We start from the raw sequence: 16,791 nt of genomic DNA on the forward strand, positions 1-16,791 counted from the left end.
CGATATTAGCTCAGAATTTATGCATACCAAATAACATTATCGATCAATTATTTTAAAAAAATCAAACTGAAACACATCACAATTATTCCCAGCACCAATCCGATCCACCACCGCAAAATCACTCGGGCTTTCCAATGTTAAAAGTGGATGATGCCAAGTCCCCGCCCGATAGTTCACACCTTGAGAGCCATTGGTTATAAAAGCTTGTAGCTTTGAAATATCGGGCTGATCCGCATTTAAGTTTGGTGCAACCACTACTAAAAACTTTTGTCCCTGCATCGGGATGAAAGCTTGTGATCCATGAGGATGACGTTCAAGCATTGAAATTTTGAACGGAATATTGGTACTTTGAATATTTCGAAAAATACTAATCCCGGCTTTGGCATCGCCAATAATTTCAGTGGTCACTAAAGCATGATAGCGCTCTGTATGCGCATCGTTAATATGAAAATAATCATTTCCTTGGCAAGCAATGACGTCACCAAAAGGTGCAAAATTTTCGGAGGTTAAAGGCTGTAGGGTAATGGTATGCATCATAATAATTCGCTAAAAAGATACTGCATTTTCAATTTAGAATTCAGTCGAAAATGCAGTCAAAATAAGATCACTTTAAAAGTAACAAATGCTCAACTAAGGATTTACTTTACCCCAGACGCGTATACGACTAATCCCTCCATCAGGAATCATATTCACCCGAATATGAGAAATTTTTTCGTGTCCCAATACTTCATTTACAAAGTTATGAATGTGATCCATTTGCATTGGTTGAGCATCTAATAAGAAAGGCCAAAACATACTTTGTGGAATCAATTGAGGATCCGTTGCATCTTCTATATAAATGGCTTGAATGGACACTTCAGCAGGATAATTTCCTTTAAAGTGGGCTGTATCAATCTCGATCTTTTCAATGTGACCAGCTTGCCCTAAAGCTAAAATACACCAGTCGAAACCGGGTGCACGACGGCGTGCGGTTTCCCAACCATCACCCATATTAACCCCACGTCCTGGATTGATCAGATTACGTGGATGTCCGAAGTGTGCATCACTATAGGCAATAACACGTCCACCATTTTCAAGTGCAAGCAGGTCGAGGGTTTGGTTTTGATCTTGGATTTGAACGCTGACTTCACCATATACGCGGAATCGTGCGATACCTCCATCTGGAAAAATATTTAAACGCAGATGGGTAAAGATCTGATTCATTGAAACTTCAAAGACATGGTGCTGACTTGGTCCCAATATACTATTTGGTAAAATTTGGTGCCATTCAGCATCATCTAAGTTTTCATTTGGTGCATAACACCCTTCTACTGAAGCAGAAGCGGGATAATTACCACTAAAAAAAGTGGTATCAATATCGAGTGCTTTAATTTTACCTGCAACACCTAACTGAACAATCGCCCAATCATAACCACTGTGACGTTTACGACGGGTTTCCCATCCATCCATCCACTTGCCATGATCATCAAATTTACCTTCTACAAAGATAGGCGCATCAAACTGAAGCATACGTTGAGCTTCAGCAAAAAAATCATCAGAACATGTTGTGACTTTTGCACCAATTCGGGCATCTGCAAGGTTAGTAAGTTGCTGTAAAGGAGTAGGGATTTCAAATTCCGGTGCCAATAGTGTTGCCATGTCATCTTCCATTATTGCTTTAAAACTTGATTCTTATCAAAAGAATGCATTCTTAGAATCGTAATGCGTTGTTATGTCGCATCTGCTTAAGGGCTTTAAAAAGAATGCACAGCATGTGCCAACCTTGCACTTATGTAGCGCTCTATTGGTGGAAATGGCACGTTTTTCGCTTTAAGCAGTGGGTTAAAGCAAAAAAAATTGTGGAAGTAAAAATGAATATCACCATTATTGGTGCCGGAATGGCAGGATTAACGACCGGAATTGCGCTGAAGAAATTTGGTCATCAAGTTTCAATATATGAACAAACTGAAAAAATTTTACCCGTGGGTGCTGCGATTTCATTGTGGTCAAATGGTGTGAAATGTTTGAACTATCTAGGACTCACGGATCAAGTCGCTCAACTTGGTGGGAAAATGGATCACCTTGCTTATGTCGATGGGCTCACGGGTGATGTCATGACGCAATTTAATTTATATCCGTTGATTGAAGAAGTTGGGCAGCGACCTTATCCAGTTTCTCGCGCTGAATTACAAAATATGTTGATGGATGAGTTTGGACGTGAAGATATTCATCTTGCAAAAAAAATGATCGGACTTGAGGATCAAGGTGATGACGTCAAAATCCATTTTGCTGACGGAACACAAATAACGACGGATTTATTGGTCGGCGCGGATGGCACTCATTCGATCACGCGTGCCTATGTTTTAGGTGAGCAAGTTGAGCGTCGTTATGCAGGTTATGTGAATTGGAATGGGTTGGTCGAAATTTCTGAGTCGCTGGCACCTGCTGATCAGTGGACCACCTTTGTAGGAGAAGGGAAGCGAGCTTCTTTAATGCCAGTCGCAGGTAATCGTTTTTATTTCTTCTTTGATGTACCACTTGAATTAGGTTTGGAAAATGATCGTACTCAGTATAAAAAATTACTAAAACAATATTTTGACGGTTGGTGTCCGCAAGTACAAACTTTGATTGATGCTATTGATGAACAGCGAACCAATCGTGTTGAAATCCATGATATAGAACCATTTGCAGATTTCTATAAAGGGCGAGTGGTGATTGTTGGCGATGCAGCACATAGTACAACACCTGATATTGGGCAGGGCGGTTGCCAAGCGATGGAAGATGCCATTTATTTGGCTCGGGCATTACAGATTAATACACTGGGAATTCAGGATGCTTTAAGACGTTATCAAAACAAACGTAATGAACGCACTGCTGAAATGGTATTGAGAGCGCGTAAACGTTGTGATGTGACGCATATGAAAGACGAATCGATTACTCGTGAATGGTATGAGGACTTAAGAAAAGAACAAGGACCTCATATTATGAAAGGTATTATCAGTAATATTGTTGGAAATCCTTTGGATTAAAGATTTCAACTAAAAGGGCTAAATGCCCTTTTTAAGTATTTAGATTCAGTTGGAATAAGACGAGATTGCGCCAAGATCCAAATTTTTGTCCGACTTCAGGTAAATAGCCTGTTTGTTTAAATCCAAAGTATTCATGTAATTTGATGGATGCAAAATTTTCATGATCTATAGCAGCGATCATGACATGAATTTTATGTTGGCTTGCGTGTTGAATTAAATGTTGGAGTAAAGCTTTACCTAAACCCAAACGTGTAAAATTGGGATGAATATACACAGAGTGTTCGACAGTTTGTCTAAAACCACTGATCGCTCTAAATGTACTATATTCAGCATAACCTGCAATTTGTTGGGTGAGTTCGTTTTCAACCACAAAAATAGGGAAATGATCTATTAGATGCTGACGATACCAATTCTGATAATAATAAATGTCTTGATCTTGCTCATTCCATGTTGCAAAACCATTCAGAATTTCATCGTTGTAAATATCTTGGATTTGAGTTAAATCCTGTTCAGTTGCGAAACGAATTTTAAAAGACATTTTTTATTCTAATCGTCAGTATTTATAACTTTATTTTGATTATTGAGCATAAAAAAAGCAAGACACTAGTCTTGCTTTTTTATTATAAATATCAATTAGAAATGATATTTAACCAATGCGCTTACATCGTTTTGGTCTTGACCTTTTTGACCGAATTTATTGTTCCAGACAGAGTGTTCAACACCTACATACAATTTGGTTTTTGGAGAGATATGTTTACCAACATTCCATTTATATTGGCTTGTCCAGTTCAATTCACTCGCATGACCAGGACCTTCATTTGTAGACCAATCAAGGAATGCATCTGCCAAGAATTCTTCATTGCCTAGCTTGAATGGAACAGCGTAAGTGATCGTCATTTGGTAGTCATCTTCAGTCAAGTCATTGTCAACTCGATAGAAGTTAATATTTGCATATTGCGTGTAAGGAATATCTAAAGCAAAGCCTACGCCATACAAGAAGTTATTGAACTCAGTATTGTTGTTATAACCAGCGTTGTGTTCCCAAGTCGTTGCAATCAATACATCTTTGATTGGACCAGCGCTTAGTTTTTGGCCAGAAACTTCACTTAAACTTAATCGTGGAGCTAATTCAAGGTAAGTTGAATCGCCATCTTTTCCGCCCCATTGTTGATCGACGAAAAAGAACACATCCGAGTACTTAAGCTTTGCAGCATATTCAGCAGTGATGGTATAGCGTTCACCTTCTTGTTGAGAGAAAGGGTTTAGGTAGTTATCGCCATAAAGACCAGTTAGGCTGAAATCTTGCCAAACAATTGGACTTGCTTGAGTAAACGCTGCTGTAGAAGCTAATGCGCAAAGTGCTGCGATTTGATTAAGTTTCATAAAAGAATCCCCAGAGAAAGCGGTAACAGAATAACGATTCTTTTGCAAAAATAAAGCCAAAAGTGGATGAAAGGAAAAATTAATGCCCACGTATGCAGGCATTGATACAAAGATGGTTTAAATTAATGATGAGAATCAATTATTTGTTTACTTTTAATACTAATTTTCGGTCCAAATAATTTTAAGTGATTAAATAATATATTGAGGATTATCGCCATTAAGCAGGTTGAGCTAATACCCGAATGGAACAAGGTTTGGACCCATTTTGGGAAGTCGGAATAGAACGAATGGTCAATAATGGGTACCATTCCTGCAGCAATGGAAGTCGCGACAATAATTAAGTTTTTCTGATCGTTATAATCAATTTTTGCCAGTGTACGGATACCGCTCGCGGCTACTGTACCAAATAAAACAAGGCCAGCACCCCCAAGTACAGGCACAGGAATCGCTGCAATAAAACGCCCCATCACTGGGAGTAATCCAAGTACGACCAGAATTATCCCGCCAGCAGCGACAACATAGCGACTTTTAATCCCTGTTATTGCAACTAAACCAACGTTTTGCGCAAACGCACTTTGCATAAATGAACCAAAGATCGGTGCTGCTGCACTTGATAACATATCTGCGCGTAGACCATCTGAAATACGTTTTGAATCTACATCGGTACCGATAATTTCACCGACTGCAATAATATCAGCTGTAGTCTCAGTCATAATCACGAGGGTAACAATGATCATGGAAAGTATTGCTGTAAACTCAAAGGTCGGCATACCAAATGCAAAGAAGCTAGGAACCTGTAACCAATGACCTTCCCCAACTTTGCTAAAATCACCAAAGCCAAACATAAATGCTAAGACAGTGCCAAGAATAATTGCCAGTAAAATTGAAAGGCGTCGAATTGTGGCACTGCCAGCCATATTCAATATTATGACGATTGCAAGCGTCACTAACGCTAAACAAATATTTTCAGCACTTCCCCAATCAGGTGCACTTTTATTGCCGCCCATCATCCAACGCACAGCAACTGGCAGGAGTGATAAGCCTATGATTGTAATTACACAGCCTGTAACAACTGGGGGAAAAAATCGAATAATTTTAGAGAAGTGGGCGCTAAGAAAAAACCTAAAAGTGATGCCACAATGACGGCACCATAGACTGCCTGTAATCCGCCACCTGTGGTGACAATTGCGACCATTGTGGCTACACCAGCAAAAGAGACACCCTGAACCAAGGGCAATTGTGCGCCAATATGTTTAACGCCTATGGTTTGTAAAATTGTCGCTAAGCCACCGACAAATAAAGCAGCAGCGATGAGTAGCCCAATTTCCATACCTGATAAGCCTGCAGCCGTACCCACGATCAGAGGAGGCGCTATAATGCCACCATACATGGTTAAAACATGTTGTAAGCCATAAGCAGCACTTTTACCAGTACCAAGATATTCATGTTCGGGTGATTGTTGTTGTTCGTGTGCAGTCATAATAAATCCCTCTATATTTTAAATTTGCGAGTGCTCAGCTGCCACGATAGGTGGAGTAGGCATAAGGGCTAATGAGCAAGGGAATGTGATAATGTTGGTGAGCATCGGTTACTGAAAAATGAATGACGGCTTTTGGAAAAAAAGTTGGGATGTTCTGCGCTGAGAAATAAGCTTGCGTCATAAATTCGATGCTGTATTCAGCGACATCAATTTGATCGAGTCCAAAATCTGCTGCTGTCACACGTCCATCAGAATTGGTTTTGGCTATCGCTAATAACTCTCCAGACGCAGAAAAAAGCTTAACTTCAACATTACTTGCAGGACGTCCAAGGTGGGTATCTAAAATATGTGAGCTGATCATGCTTGAATTTCCTGTGAGAGGCGCAGTAAAGCTATTTCTAAAAGTTGGCGATGGACGATTCTTTTTTCAGTCTCAAAATCGTTTAGCAAGCGGTATTCCAATGCAGTCAGAATCTCTTCACTATTCAAACCAGAAGCTTTAATCAGAAAAATAAAACCGAATTTTTTTTCATAGGCCAAGTTGCCTTTATATAACGCATCTAAAACTTCTTGATCATGTGTGATGCGTGCTTGTTCACGCCTTGAAAAAGTTTGTTCTTGTTCTGATAATTCAATTTTTGCTTTTCTTTCGCCAATCCTTGGGTGTGTATTTAGGGCTGCTAAAATTTCATCCCATGTCCATGTAATGGCATGTTGTTCAGCATACTTTAATAGTCCTTCTCGTGTGTCAAAAGGACCGTAATGAATGATTTCCTCGCCCCATCGTGGGATATGAACACATTGCAATAAAAATGCTTTCTGATGTTCAACAGATGTTTGATTAAATTCTGAAAGCAACACAATTCAAACCTATACATTGAAACTTTAGGCTTAAATTGCAATAACAATGCCAACGTAGATTTGGTGGAAAAAGTGACTGAAAAAAGATCAAAAGAGCACCTTATAAAGCACTCTTTTTCTCGTGAATGTGAAATTATGGTGCGAAATGATCGATCCAATGTTGCGCAATATCTCCACGACGACAAATCCAAACATGTTCATGAGATTGAACATAGTCTAAGAACTGTTGTAGTGCCTTGAAGCGTCCTGGGCGTCCTAAAAGACGGCAGTGCATCCCAATAGACATCATTTTTGGTGCAGTTCCCCCTTCGGCATACAAGACATCAAAGGCATCCTTTAGATATTGATAAAACTGTTCACCATGATTGAAGCCACCTGCTGAACTAAACTTCATGTCGTTGGTGTCCAGGGTATAAGGAATAATTAAATGCGGATGCAGCTCGCCATTGGGATGGGTGAGCTGTGTCCAAAAAGGTAAATCATCGCCGTAATAATCGCAGTCGTATTTGATTTGAGGAAATTCAGTTAAAAGTTGACGTGTGTTGGGACTATCTCGACCTGTGTACCAACCGATTGGGGCTTGTCCGAATAGCGTTTCAAGTACACTAATGGCTTGATCCATATGCTGCCTTTCGGTCTCAATATCCATATTCTGATAATGCAACCAACGTTGACCATGAGATACCACATCGTAATCCGCAGATTTAATTGCTTCGACCACATCTGGATGACGTGCCAAAGCCATTCCCACACCAAAAATAGTCATGGGTAATTGACGTTTCTTGAACTCATTATGAATACGCCAAAAACCGACTCTTGACCCATACTCATACATAGAATCCATTGACATATGCTTAGCATTAAAACTGGCAGCACCAACGATTTCAGATAAAAATTGCTCTGAACCTTGATCACCGTGCTCAATGTGGTTTTCACCACCTTCTTCATAATTTAAGACAAATTGCACTGCGATACGCGCTTGATTAGGCCAATGAGGATGAGGTGGATTCGCCCCATAACCTCTTAAGTCTCTGGAATAAGGTGCATTTTGAATCGAATCAATAAGCGCCTGTCCGCGTAAGTAAGTACTTGTCACAATGAGTAATCCTTTTATTAATTTTTTAAAATACCACTTGCATATTTTTGAGTTAGGCCCGATATTCAAAGTATAAGGACACGGTTCTGCAGACTCAAAAGTGTTCATCATTCAATGTGGAGGGACGTATTCCAAACAGCAATTGAAGATGTTCGATGCAATTAGATTGCAAGCTACAAACGTGCCAAGATAAAAAGTTTTGCACAAAAATGATTCAGAAGAAGAGTGAGGATGATATTTATGAACATAGAAATCCGTACAGATAAGAATATTCAAAACAGTGAGCGATTAATTGATTATGTACGTGCAGAACTAAATACAGAGTTTCAACGCCATAGTGAAAGAATTACCCATTTTTCGGTTCATTTAAGTGATGAAAATGCCCATAAAGGCGGTGCAGACGATATTCAATGTATGATCGAAGCTCGCCCAGCTGGATTAAAACCAGTCGTGGTCAATCACAGAGGTCATAATATCGACACAGCGATTCATGGTGCGATTGACCGATTAAAGCGTAGTCTTGAACATGTATTCGAGAAAAAAGAGAACCCTCGTGGAGCGCCCATCCAACTGAAAGAAGATGAAGTGGATGTGGAATAGCAAAAAGCCCTTCGGGGCTTTTTTTTTGAATAAAATTTTGAATGAACAGTTTTGATTTATTTAATTGAATAATGATCTGCATTATTAGGCATAATGTCGTTATAGATAAATAGTAGAGAAAGTAAATGCTAACAGCACATCAACAAGTGTTTTTACAGGCCTTAGAAGAATTAGACCTAGCACAGGTACAGCGCCTGTTAGCAGAAGGTTTAGATCCAAACTTTATCGCAGGAGAGAAAGGCCCTGCGGTTTCTGTGTGGTCAGACACTTTATTTCAATGGTGGGAAGAAATTTGTGAAGCGTATGAGCAAGGAAATGCGCTTTCAACAGAAGAAAAACAACAGAAATTACAAGTACATCTTGATATTCTAGATGCACTGATTGCAGCGAAAGCTAATTTCCATTTATGGGATGCAGAGGAATGTTACGGCCCACTTTGGGATGCTGCGAGTGCTGCATGTGTGCCTGCAGTTCAACGCTTACTTGATCATCAAGTTGATCCTAATACCAAAGATGAAGAGGGGAATACCATTCTGAGTTCAATTAGTGATTTATTTTTCGACTGCGATTTTGATACCATTGATTGGTCACAGGCTTTACCGGAAGAACGTGAGACACTCGAGTTATTACGTAGCCGTGGCGCAAAAATGACGAAAGAATTAAATTAATTTGGGTGCCCCATGACAAAATTAAAACAACTGAGCTTGATACTTTGCTCAACCGCGAGTGTAAGTGCGATGGCTGCAGATTTTGCCTTCGATCGACCTGGTACGAGTTTCAGCACAGGCATTACGCCCGTAGGTCAATTGGCATGGGAGCAGGGACTTCCAACTGCACAGTATGTTGAAATTACTGAAAATGGTTTTAAAAATAAATCATTGCGACTCAATGCTGATGTCCTGTTGCGTACGGGATTGAGTAAGAATACTGAGCTTCAATTGGGTTGGGATGGCCCAGCGTGGGAGCGGACCCGAATCCAAAATCGAACTGATGACCATGATGGTTTAGGTGATGTTTCTGTTGGGATTAAGCATCACGTTGACTTACAAGATGATCAACTGAAAATGGCAATTTTGGCACAAGCTAAAATCGCAACAGGAAATGATCGTTTTACCCATGTTGATGATATTTATACCTTGGGATCATCTGTTGAGTATCAATATAACGATACTGTAACGACAGGAATAGGAATGTTCTATTCAGCTCAAAATAGTGATTGGTCTGTGACTGCTGTCCCGACAATTGGCTATAAAATCGTGGGTAATTTATCGGGCTATTCTGAAGCAGTATTTACCAAGAAAGAAAGCCAAGAGCGAGAGTATGGACTGGCATCTGGTTTAATCTATGCCTTGAATGATCGTGCGCAGTTAGATGCAAGCATCGGTGTAGACCTAAGTGGATCCGATCGAAGTTATCATGGTGGATTTGGTGTCTCATACTTATTCTAAATGAATAAAAAAGGAGTAGCTTACGCTACTCTTTTTTATGTTTACTTCAGTTTTGATTCAATCAGTCTTTATCCAAACGATGGGCAAACTCTGCGATATCGGTCAAAGCTTGCTTTGCTTCATCAAACCAAGCGCTAAACATTTGGAAGTTATGCCACATACCGGTGTATAACTTAAACTCAACATCTACTCCAGCTGCTTTAGCCTTTTCTTCAAATCGCGTAGAGTCGTCTAACAAAATTTCTTTTGAACCCACCTGAACCAATGTCGGTGGCAATCCTTTGAGATCTCCAAAAATTGGGGAAATTTCGGGAATTGAGACATCTACACCTTTAGGAACATAATGATTTATGCCTGCTTCTAAAGCTTCAATTGACAATAAAGCATCATGCTTTTGATTGTAGCGTAGAGATTCACTGGTCAAAGTTAAGTCAAGAAAGGGTGACATTAAAATCAAGCCACTTGGAAGAAGTTTTGGATTTTCTTCTTTTAAACGTAAAGCCAGTGCAAGTGCTAAATTGGCACCACAAGAATCGCCAGATAAAATAATATCTTTCGGTTGAGCACCTTGCTCTACCAATAATTGGTACACATCATAGATTGCTTCTCCGAGATCGGGGAAACGTTGTTCAGGTGAAAGAGGGTAATCGATATGTAGCACTTGCATTTGAGTCCGAAGTGCCATTTCAGTCATCAATGCGCGATGTGTATTTAACGATCCTAAAAAGAATGCGCCACCATGAATGTGAAAAATGAGCTGAGTCGTTTCAGGTTGAGGCAAAATTTCTTCGGCACGAATACCTGCGATTCTTAGTTTTCGAATACTGACATCTTTGGACTGTGGAAAAACACGCGTCATCTGCTCTAAGGCAACACGAAGTACGGTGGGGGGAAGATTAAAGCGACTCGGAAAGCGAAGACTCGTTTTTAAAAAAGACTCTGTTATGTATTGTTTCAAAACCGGATTGATCTTCATTGTTTTTCCATATTAATGAAATTATGTTTATTATCAGCACACAGCATTACAATGGTACACTAAATAGTCACATTCAAAAATTGCTTAAATGTTATCAATTTTTAATAATATTAAAGTCAATTCAGCAAGGGAAACAAAAAACAATGAAAAAAATTGCACTAGCGTTAGGATTACTCGCTTCAGCAGTATTTGCAAATGCTGCAGATCCACTCAATGGTACCGTGTGGAATACGATTGATGAGAAAACTAAAAAAGCTAAAGCTTTTGTAAAATTCACTGAACAGCCAAACGGAACATTGAATGCAACGATTCAGAGTGTTGTCACACCGGGTCAAGAAAATTCATGTACGAACTGTGAAGGTCCCTATCACAAGAAATCTTTAAAAGGTTTAACCATTGTGAAGGGTCTTAAAAATGTAGGTGGAACGAATTACGATGGTGGTTCAATCTTAGACCCACAATCTGGAAAAACTTACAAATTGAAGGGTTCATTGAAAGACGGTGGTCAAAAGCTCGAACTTCGTGGTTTCATCGGCGTATCAGCGCTTGGTCGTAACCAAACTTGGGTACGCGTGAACTAATTTAAGATTCATAAAAAAGCCGAGTAGTTGCTCGGCTTTTTTTATTTCTTATTTCTTTAATGCTTTTATCGCATTCTCATCAAAACCTACTACATAGCCTGATTCAGTAGTGATCACTGGTCTTTTAATAAGGCTCGTATGTGTAGTCAGTGCTTCAATCAAACCCTGTTCAGATGCAAGGGCAATTTGTTGATCTTCCTCAGACAATTTACGCCAAGTCGTTCCCTTTTTATTGAGGACAAGTTCAGCACCAAGATCATTTAGCCATTTTTGTACTGTTTCAGCATCAATACCTTGTTTCTTATAATCGTGGAACTCATAACTAAGCCCCAACTCATTGAGTAAATCGAATGCTTTTTTCATCGAGTTGCAATTTTTAATGCCGTAAACTTTAATCATCTCTAACAGTCTTATTCATTGTGATCAGTCTAGAGCTTAGCAAAATTTACGCAAAAACATAAATGTGATCAGAATATTTTAAATAGGTTTGAAATCTACAGTGTGGCTTCATGGTGGTTATCAATAAAATGGTGGAAAATTTCTTATCTTAAAATTTGTATTGATCTTTTAAATAGAGAAAACCCGCATTAAATCATCCTGATCATGCGGGTCTCAATTCAACGTCCAATGTCTTCATCCTTGGAAAATAAACCGAAATTTATTTTCTTTTCATCCTACGGCTTCCAATCCCTATTGTCATCCTGACATGTCCCTGTGCCGTGCGACAATAATGCACTGAATTAGTCGGAATAAAAATACGTTAACACGACAAGATTTGTGAGCAATTAGCGTGCATTTAGTAAACAGTTGTTCACTCAGTTTGCACGGCACTAAATTTTATAATCGATAATGACAGGGGCATGATCGCTAAACCACGTTTCTTTATATACCCATGCATTCACAGTACGATCTTTCCAATCTGGTGAGCAAGCTTGATAGTCAATCCGCCAACCCACGTTCTTGGCACGGGCTTGTCCTCGGTTTGACCACCATGAATAAAGTTCTGCTTCTTTACGCACTTCACGGAAGGTATCGACATAGCCTAAATCATCATAAATATGATCGAGCCATGCACGTTCATGTGGTAAACAACCTGAAGCTTTTTGATTGCCTGACCAGTTCTTAATATCAATGCGTTTATGTACGATATTGTAGTCACCGCAAACAATCACAGATTTACCTTCATCACGCCATTGTTTCAAGATCTGCTTGTATTCATTTAGGAAGTGATCTTTACGTGCTTGTGCTTCTTCACCAGAAGAACCTGATGGTAAATAGAGTGAGCAAATATGAGCTGTTTTCTCTAAGCCTAGATCAAATTCTGCTGAGATAAAACGACCTTGTGAATCAGCCAATTCAAAACCCAGACCATCGGTAACTGAGATAAACGGCAAACGACTATAGATTGCGGTACCAGCATAGCCAGGACGCTCAGCTGGGAATAGGTGTGTATACCAACCTTCTGGCTTAAATTTATCTGTCCATTGTTCGTGTGTAATACGGGATTCTTGCATGCAAATGACATCGGCATCTGAAGTTGCCATCCAGTCAAAAATTCCTTTTTTTTCTGCAGAACGAAGACCATTTACGTTGATTGATACGACACGTAAAATTTTTTGATCACTAGGATAGCTACTCTTTGGTATCATGCTCGAGTTTAACCTCAATTTAATAAATGGAGCACCTCATGACAGCGCAAGCGGCATTTAATCCACAAGCTTTTATCGAACTGGCATTATCACGTGGTGTGCTTAAATTTGGTGAGTTTACTTTAAAATCAGGTCGTGTGAGTCCTTATTTTTTTAACGCCGGTTTGTTAAATGACGGTGAAGCCTTAACTGGCTTAGCTTCTGGCTATGCAGCAAAGTTAACTAAATGCGAACACGTTGAAGTGATATTTGGCCCTGCATATAAAGGGATTCCATTTGTAGCTGCAACGGCTGTAGCATTGTCACAAAACTACGGTGTAAGTGTACCTTGGGGCTTCAACCGTAAAGAAGCTAAAGATCACGGTGAGGGTGGTGTGCTTGTGGGTGCTTCGGTAGAAGGTAAAAAAGTGTGGATCATTGATGATGTGATCACTGCGGGTACAGCCATTCGTGAAGTTGTGACCATTTTAAAAAATGCAGGCGCGCAAATCGCCGGTGTATTGGTTGCGCTTGACCGTCAAGAAAAAGGTCAGGGTGAATTGTCTGCGATTCAAGAAGTTCAAAAAGAGCTTGAAATTCCTGTACATGCGCTTATCACAATGAAAGATTTAATGGATTACTTAGATGCTAAAGGCGACAAAGATGCTTTAGCGAAAATGGAAGCGTACCGTGTGAAGTACGGAATCTAAGTCTTATAAAGTTCTACTTAATATTAATGTGAAACATTGCTTAATAAATAAGCGTGGAACTTGAAGAATCTATAAAAAAGCCCAGATCTATAGGTCTGGGTTTTTTATATTGATATAAGTTATTGATTTGTATTTAATAAAAAATCATTTCGCATAAGGTGTATTATGTTAATTTTAGGAAATCTAGATACTCTTTTGATTCACACGCTTTGAAAGCTCTTCTGCACTTTCTACACGTTCAGAGTAACGGTCTGTGAGATATGAGGACTGTCCCCTGGTTAAAAGCGTAAATTTATAAAGTTCTTCCATCACATCGACAATCCTCATGTAATAAGAAGAAGGCTTCATACGACCATCCTCTTCAAACTCTAGAAATGCTTTAGGGACTGAGGACTGATTTGGTATCGTGATCATACGCATCCAACGCCCTAAAATACGTAATTGATTTACAGCATTAAAGGATTGCGAACCTCCACACACTTGCATTACAGCTAAGGTTTTACCTTGCGTTGCACGGATTGCACCCGCTGCTAATGGAATCCAATCAATTTGAGCTTTCAATATCGAACTCATTGAGCCATGACGCTCAGGAGAGCACCACACCATGCCTTCTGACCATGCTAAGAGTTCATGGAGTTCCTTAACCTTTGTATGTTGCATATCACCATCTTCAGGGAGGGGTAGCCCTTTTGGATGGAAGATTTTCACTTCCGCACCAAAATATTCAAGAATTCGACCAGCTTCCTGAACAGCTAAACGGCTATATGATCTATCACGATTTGAGCCATACAAAAGCAGTATTCTTGGTGGATGTTTAAGGTTCTTTGCCTGAACTTTTTCTAAAGTCGGTTTTTCTAAAAGACTAGGATCAATATTTGGTAGGTTCATTCGACTCATGCCTCTTTAAACACTTTTTTTCTAAGCCATAGCGACACTGTCACTAAAGCAATCAATACAGGAACTTCAACAAGCGGACCAATCACGGTTGTGAAAGCTACAGGTGAAGCTAATCCAAAAGTGGCAATCGCTACAGCCAGTGCTAATTCAAAATTGTTGCCTGCCGCAGTAAAGGAAATAGCAGTCGTTTTAGGGTAATCATTGCCCATCCACTTACTCATAAAGAAGCTGATGAAGAACATCGCAACAAAGTAAATTGTCAAAGGAATAGCGATTCTAAGCACGTCTAGAGGAAGGCTAATCACTTCACCACCTTTAAGACTGAACATGGCTACAATCGTGAATAAAAGGGCAATAAGGCTGATTGGGCTAATCTTTGGGATAAATTTATCCTGATACCAAGCCAAACCATTCTTTTTAACCAAAATCAGTCGGGTTAAACACCCAAGTAAGAACGGAATACCTAGATAAATAAGAACAGCATGGGTAATTGTCCAAAAGCTCACATTAATGATTTGTGCTTCTACCCCAAAGAATGGTGGTAAGAAGGTTAAGAATAACCAGGCATAAGTACTAAAGAATAAGATCTGGAAGATACTGTTAAACGCGACTAAGGCAGCGACATATTGATTATCCCCACATGCCAGATCGTTCCAGACGAGGACCATCGCAATACATCGGGCTAAGCCTATGAGAATTAGGCCAGTCATGTATTCAGGATAGGCATGTAAAAAAATGATTGCCAAACCAAACATTAAGCAAGGTGCTATTAGCCAGTTTTGAACGAGAGATAATGTAAGGGTTCGCTTGTCCTCAAAGACTTTAGGCAAAGTCGCATAGTCTACTTTGGCAAGTGGTGGATACATCATCAAAATAAGCCCTATTGCGATAGGGATATTCACTGAATTAATGCTTAATTGATCGAGTACCACAGATGCTTGAGGAAAAAATACACCAATACCTACTCCTAATGCCATGGCAATAAAAATCCATAGCGTTAGATTTCGATCTAAGAATGAGAGCTTTGATCCGGACATTGAATTACTCGCATTGCATAGAGATAGATAAGTTGCTTGCAGGTTTATTCAGTACTTCATCATTTAAGACATTGAGCACTGCATTTACCCATTCTGGTAAATCAGGATTTAATCGGTAATACACCCATTGTCCCTTGCGCTCATCTAGCAAAATTGAGAGGTTACGGAGTAAAGCCAAGTGACGAGAAATTTTGGGTTGGCTCAGTTGTAATATCTCTGTGATTTCACAAACACATACATTTTGTCTTGCTAAAATAATTTTTAAAATATCTAGACGTGTCGGGTCAGATAGGCATTTAAAGAAATCTGCTTGATCCATCATCTACACTCCAATATATGCTATTGCGAATATACGCATATCCATATATAAATGCAATATTACTAAGCTTTGAGTTAATCCAATGTCATCAAAAGTTAAGATCTATCACAACCCTGCTTGCGGAACATCAAGAAATACACTGGCTTTAATTCGAAATACCGGAGAGGAACCTGAAATTATTGAGTATCTTCTCAACCCTCCGAGCAAGAGAGAACTGATTAATTTAATTGAAAAATCAGGTCTTTCTGTACATGAAGCTATTCGTAAAAATGTAGAACCTTTTGAAACTCATAAATTGGATCAGCCACACTGGACAGATGAACAGCTCATTAATTTTATGCTTGAGTATCCAATTTTGATTAATCGTCCATTCGTAGTAACTGAGATCGGTGTAAAACTTTGTAGACCATCTGAACTCGTTTTAGATATTTTATCTGCACCTCAAATAGGTGCTTTTACTAAAGAAGATGGTGAAATAATCATCGATAAAAATGGTAAGCGGATTAAATAAATCCGCCTCATTTAACATAATGGTCGTTATGCGAAATGAAACTAAAATAATGATTTAAAATCAATAACTTAAAAATTCCCACCCACCCCAAAAAACAGCAAAAAACCGACTTTGAAACATCTCAGTTTCTTTTTGAGCATATTTGTCATTTTTCGCCAATAAAAATGGTTAAAAAGTGATCAAAAACCGCAATTCCCTATAAGATATATGCCTCTCGGAATCAAATCCATCCCCAATTTCTGCGGACAAATTTTTG

The 16,791-nt window shown here is 39.3% G+C and carries 20 protein-coding genes and 1 pseudogene; 7 read left to right on the forward strand and 14 right to left on the reverse strand.

Features of this window, described 5'->3' with window-relative positions:
• Window positions 1-36 precede the first annotated feature (36 nt).
• Window positions 37-537 (reverse strand): ureidoglycolate lyase, encoded by a 501-nt coding sequence (locus AC1M87_RS02035; protein ID WP_481588782.1) that lies wholly within the window; start codon window positions 535-537, stop codon window positions 37-39.
• A gap of 93 nt (window positions 538-630) precedes the next feature.
• Window positions 631-1,638: an allantoicase gene (gene alc / locus AC1M87_RS02040; RefSeq protein WP_481592810.1), complete on the reverse strand. Its 1,008-nt coding sequence runs from the start codon at window positions 1,636-1,638 to the stop codon at window positions 631-633.
• 212 nt (window positions 1,639-1,850) lie between these two features.
• Here alc and hpxO point away from each other — a divergent pair, with 212 nt between their 5' ends.
• The gene (hpxO, locus tag AC1M87_RS02045; protein ID WP_035264930.1) at window positions 1,851-3,008 is read left to right on the forward strand and encodes an FAD-dependent urate hydroxylase HpxO; all 1,158 of its coding nucleotides are present in this window, start codon (window positions 1,851-1,853) and stop codon (window positions 3,006-3,008) included.
• Window positions 3,009-3,039: 31 nt separating this feature from the next.
• Here hpxO and AC1M87_RS02050 read toward each other — a convergent pair whose 3' ends face one another.
• From AC1M87_RS02050 to puuE, 6 genes and pseudogenes are all read right to left on the reverse strand, one after another.
• Window positions 3,040-3,546 carry a GNAT family N-acetyltransferase gene (locus tag AC1M87_RS02050; protein ID WP_179999697.1) on the reverse strand — a complete coding sequence of 169 codons (507 nt, stop codon included), beginning with the start codon at window positions 3,544-3,546 and terminating at the stop codon, window positions 3,040-3,042.
• A 95-nt stretch (window positions 3,547-3,641) separates the two neighbouring features.
• Window positions 3,642-4,391 (reverse strand): outer membrane protein OmpK, encoded by a 750-nt coding sequence (locus AC1M87_RS02055; RefSeq protein WP_035264928.1) that lies wholly within the window; start codon window positions 4,389-4,391, stop codon window positions 3,642-3,644.
• 122 nt (window positions 4,392-4,513) lie between these two features.
• A pseudogene (locus AC1M87_RS02060) lies at window positions 4,514-5,871 on the reverse strand (nucleobase:cation symporter-2 family protein).
• Between the two features lie 34 nt (window positions 5,872-5,905).
• Window positions 5,906-6,232 (reverse strand): hydroxyisourate hydrolase, encoded by a 327-nt coding sequence (uraH, locus tag AC1M87_RS02065; protein WP_481588786.1) that lies wholly within the window; start codon window positions 6,230-6,232, stop codon window positions 5,906-5,908.
• Window positions 6,229-6,732, reverse strand: coding sequence for a 2-oxo-4-hydroxy-4-carboxy-5-ureidoimidazoline decarboxylase (gene uraD, locus AC1M87_RS02070; protein ID WP_035264722.1), 504 nt, complete (start codon window positions 6,730-6,732; stop codon window positions 6,229-6,231). The genes uraH and uraD overlap by 4 nt, the downstream gene beginning before the upstream one ends.
• A gap of 133 nt (window positions 6,733-6,865) precedes the next feature.
• Window positions 6,866-7,828, reverse strand: a complete 963-nt coding sequence (gene puuE, locus AC1M87_RS02075) for an allantoinase PuuE (RefSeq protein ID WP_481590159.1) — start codon at window positions 7,826-7,828, stop codon at window positions 6,866-6,868.
• Between the two features lie 240 nt (window positions 7,829-8,068).
• Between puuE and AC1M87_RS02080 the strand changes: the two genes are divergently transcribed.
• The 3 genes from AC1M87_RS02080 to AC1M87_RS02090 all read left to right on the forward strand — a co-directional run bounded on the left by AC1M87_RS02080 (window position 8,069) and on the right by AC1M87_RS02090 (window position 9,876).
• On the forward strand, window positions 8,069-8,428 hold the full coding sequence (locus AC1M87_RS02080; protein WP_035264715.1) for an HPF/RaiA family ribosome-associated protein: 360 nt from the start codon (window positions 8,069-8,071) through the stop codon (window positions 8,426-8,428).
• A gap of 125 nt (window positions 8,429-8,553) precedes the next feature.
• Window positions 8,554-9,096: an ankyrin repeat domain-containing protein gene (locus tag AC1M87_RS02085; protein WP_035264700.1), complete on the forward strand. Its 543-nt coding sequence runs from the start codon at window positions 8,554-8,556 to the stop codon at window positions 9,094-9,096.
• A gap of 12 nt (window positions 9,097-9,108) precedes the next feature.
• On the forward strand, window positions 9,109-9,876 hold the full coding sequence (locus AC1M87_RS02090; RefSeq protein ID WP_481592811.1) for a transporter: 768 nt from the start codon (window positions 9,109-9,111) through the stop codon (window positions 9,874-9,876).
• A 61-nt stretch (window positions 9,877-9,937) separates the two neighbouring features.
• Here the strand turns inward: AC1M87_RS02090 and AC1M87_RS02095 are convergent, their stop codons facing one another.
• Window positions 9,938-10,852 carry an alpha/beta hydrolase gene (locus AC1M87_RS02095; protein WP_035264694.1) on the reverse strand — a complete coding sequence of 305 codons (915 nt, stop codon included), beginning with the start codon at window positions 10,850-10,852 and terminating at the stop codon, window positions 9,938-9,940.
• Window positions 10,853-10,995: 143 nt separating this feature from the next.
• On the opposite strand from AC1M87_RS02095, the gene AC1M87_RS02100 reads away from it, so the two are divergent.
• On the forward strand, window positions 10,996-11,433 hold the full coding sequence (locus tag AC1M87_RS02100) for a DUF2147 domain-containing protein (RefSeq protein WP_035264927.1): 438 nt from the start codon (window positions 10,996-10,998) through the stop codon (window positions 11,431-11,433).
• A gap of 48 nt (window positions 11,434-11,481) precedes the next feature.
• Here the strand turns inward: AC1M87_RS02100 and AC1M87_RS02105 are convergent, their stop codons facing one another.
• Together AC1M87_RS02105 and AC1M87_RS02110 are read right to left on the reverse strand one after the other, a co-directional pair.
• On the reverse strand, window positions 11,482-11,832 hold the full coding sequence (locus AC1M87_RS02105; RefSeq protein WP_092766526.1) for a Spx/MgsR family RNA polymerase-binding regulatory protein: 351 nt from the start codon (window positions 11,830-11,832) through the stop codon (window positions 11,482-11,484).
• A 431-nt stretch (window positions 11,833-12,263) separates the two neighbouring features.
• Entirely contained in the window at window positions 12,264-13,082 is an 819-nt protein-coding gene (locus AC1M87_RS02110) for an exodeoxyribonuclease III (RefSeq protein ID WP_092766525.1), read from the reverse strand.
• A 38-nt stretch (window positions 13,083-13,120) separates the two neighbouring features.
• Between AC1M87_RS02110 and pyrE the strand changes: the two genes are divergently transcribed.
• Window positions 13,121-13,771 carry an orotate phosphoribosyltransferase gene (gene pyrE, locus AC1M87_RS02115; protein WP_481592812.1) on the forward strand — a complete coding sequence of 217 codons (651 nt, stop codon included), beginning with the start codon at window positions 13,121-13,123 and terminating at the stop codon, window positions 13,769-13,771.
• Window positions 13,772-13,954: 183 nt separating this feature from the next.
• Here pyrE and arsH read toward each other — a convergent pair whose 3' ends face one another.
• From arsH to AC1M87_RS02130, 3 genes are read right to left on the reverse strand one after another with little or no spacing between them, the layout of a single operon-like run.
• Window positions 13,955-14,659 (reverse strand): arsenical resistance protein ArsH, encoded by a 705-nt coding sequence (arsH, locus tag AC1M87_RS02120; RefSeq protein ID WP_035264925.1) that lies wholly within the window; start codon window positions 14,657-14,659, stop codon window positions 13,955-13,957.
• A gap of 5 nt (window positions 14,660-14,664) precedes the next feature.
• Window positions 14,665-15,705, reverse strand: a complete 1,041-nt coding sequence (gene arsB, locus AC1M87_RS02125) for an ACR3 family arsenite efflux transporter (protein ID WP_035264685.1) — start codon at window positions 15,703-15,705, stop codon at window positions 14,665-14,667.
• Window positions 15,706-15,709: 4 nt separating this feature from the next.
• On the reverse strand, window positions 15,710-16,024 hold the full coding sequence (locus tag AC1M87_RS02130) for an ArsR/SmtB family transcription factor (protein ID WP_035264683.1): 315 nt from the start codon (window positions 16,022-16,024) through the stop codon (window positions 15,710-15,712).
• 82 nt (window positions 16,025-16,106) lie between these two features.
• Here AC1M87_RS02130 and arsC point away from each other — a divergent pair, with 82 nt between their 5' ends.
• Complete coding sequence (gene arsC, locus AC1M87_RS02135) at window positions 16,107-16,535, forward strand: arsenate reductase (glutaredoxin) (RefSeq protein WP_035264681.1); 429 nt, start codon at window positions 16,107-16,109, stop codon at window positions 16,533-16,535.
• Window positions 16,536-16,791: the final 256 nt, after the last annotated feature.

This window comes from Acinetobacter sp. 24-47-62 (assembly GCF_056779765.1).

What these genes read in the sequence shown, in the direction of transcription:
- AC1M87_RS02035 (WP_481588782.1), bottom strand. Translation starts at nt 537, where the DNA reads ATGATGCATACCATTACCCTACAGCCTTTAACCTCCGAAAATTTTGCA.
- alc (WP_481592810.1), bottom strand. Translation starts at nt 1,638, where the DNA reads ATGGCAACACTATTGGCACCGGAATTTGAAATCCCTACTCCTTTACAG.
- hpxO (WP_035264930.1), top strand. Translation starts at nt 1,851, where the DNA reads ATGAATATCACCATTATTGGTGCCGGAATGGCAGGATTAACGACCGGA.
- AC1M87_RS02050 (WP_179999697.1), bottom strand. Translation starts at nt 3,546, where the DNA reads ATGTCTTTTAAAATTCGTTTCGCAACTGAACAGGATTTAACTCAAATC.
- AC1M87_RS02055 (WP_035264928.1), bottom strand. Translation starts at nt 4,391, where the DNA reads ATGAAACTTAATCAAATCGCAGCACTTTGCGCATTAGCTTCTACAGCA.
- uraH (WP_481588786.1), bottom strand. Translation starts at nt 6,232, where the DNA reads ATGATCAGCTCACATATTTTAGATACCCACCTTGGACGTCCTGCAAGT.
- AC1M87_RS02080 (WP_035264715.1), top strand. Translation starts at nt 8,069, where the DNA reads ATGAACATAGAAATCCGTACAGATAAGAATATTCAAAACAGTGAGCGA.
- AC1M87_RS02085 (WP_035264700.1), top strand. Translation starts at nt 8,554, where the DNA reads ATGCTAACAGCACATCAACAAGTGTTTTTACAGGCCTTAGAAGAATTA.
- AC1M87_RS02090 (WP_481592811.1), top strand. Translation starts at nt 9,109, where the DNA reads ATGACAAAATTAAAACAACTGAGCTTGATACTTTGCTCAACCGCGAGT.
- AC1M87_RS02095 (WP_035264694.1), bottom strand. Translation starts at nt 10,852, where the DNA reads ATGAAGATCAATCCGGTTTTGAAACAATACATAACAGAGTCTTTTTTA.
- AC1M87_RS02100 (WP_035264927.1), top strand. Translation starts at nt 10,996, where the DNA reads ATGAAAAAAATTGCACTAGCGTTAGGATTACTCGCTTCAGCAGTATTT.
- AC1M87_RS02105 (WP_092766526.1), bottom strand. Translation starts at nt 11,832, where the DNA reads ATGATTAAAGTTTACGGCATTAAAAATTGCAACTCGATGAAAAAAGCA.
- AC1M87_RS02110 (WP_092766525.1), bottom strand. Translation starts at nt 13,082, where the DNA reads ATGATACCAAAGAGTAGCTATCCTAGTGATCAAAAAATTTTACGTGTC.
- pyrE (WP_481592812.1), top strand. Translation starts at nt 13,121, where the DNA reads ATGACAGCGCAAGCGGCATTTAATCCACAAGCTTTTATCGAACTGGCA.
- arsH (WP_035264925.1), bottom strand. Translation starts at nt 14,659, where the DNA reads ATGAACCTACCAAATATTGATCCTAGTCTTTTAGAAAAACCGACTTTA.
- arsB (WP_035264685.1), bottom strand. Translation starts at nt 15,705, where the DNA reads ATGTCCGGATCAAAGCTCTCATTCTTAGATCGAAATCTAACGCTATGG.
- AC1M87_RS02130 (WP_035264683.1), bottom strand. Translation starts at nt 16,024, where the DNA reads ATGGATCAAGCAGATTTCTTTAAATGCCTATCTGACCCGACACGTCTA.
- arsC (WP_035264681.1), top strand. Translation starts at nt 16,107, where the DNA reads ATGTCATCAAAAGTTAAGATCTATCACAACCCTGCTTGCGGAACATCA.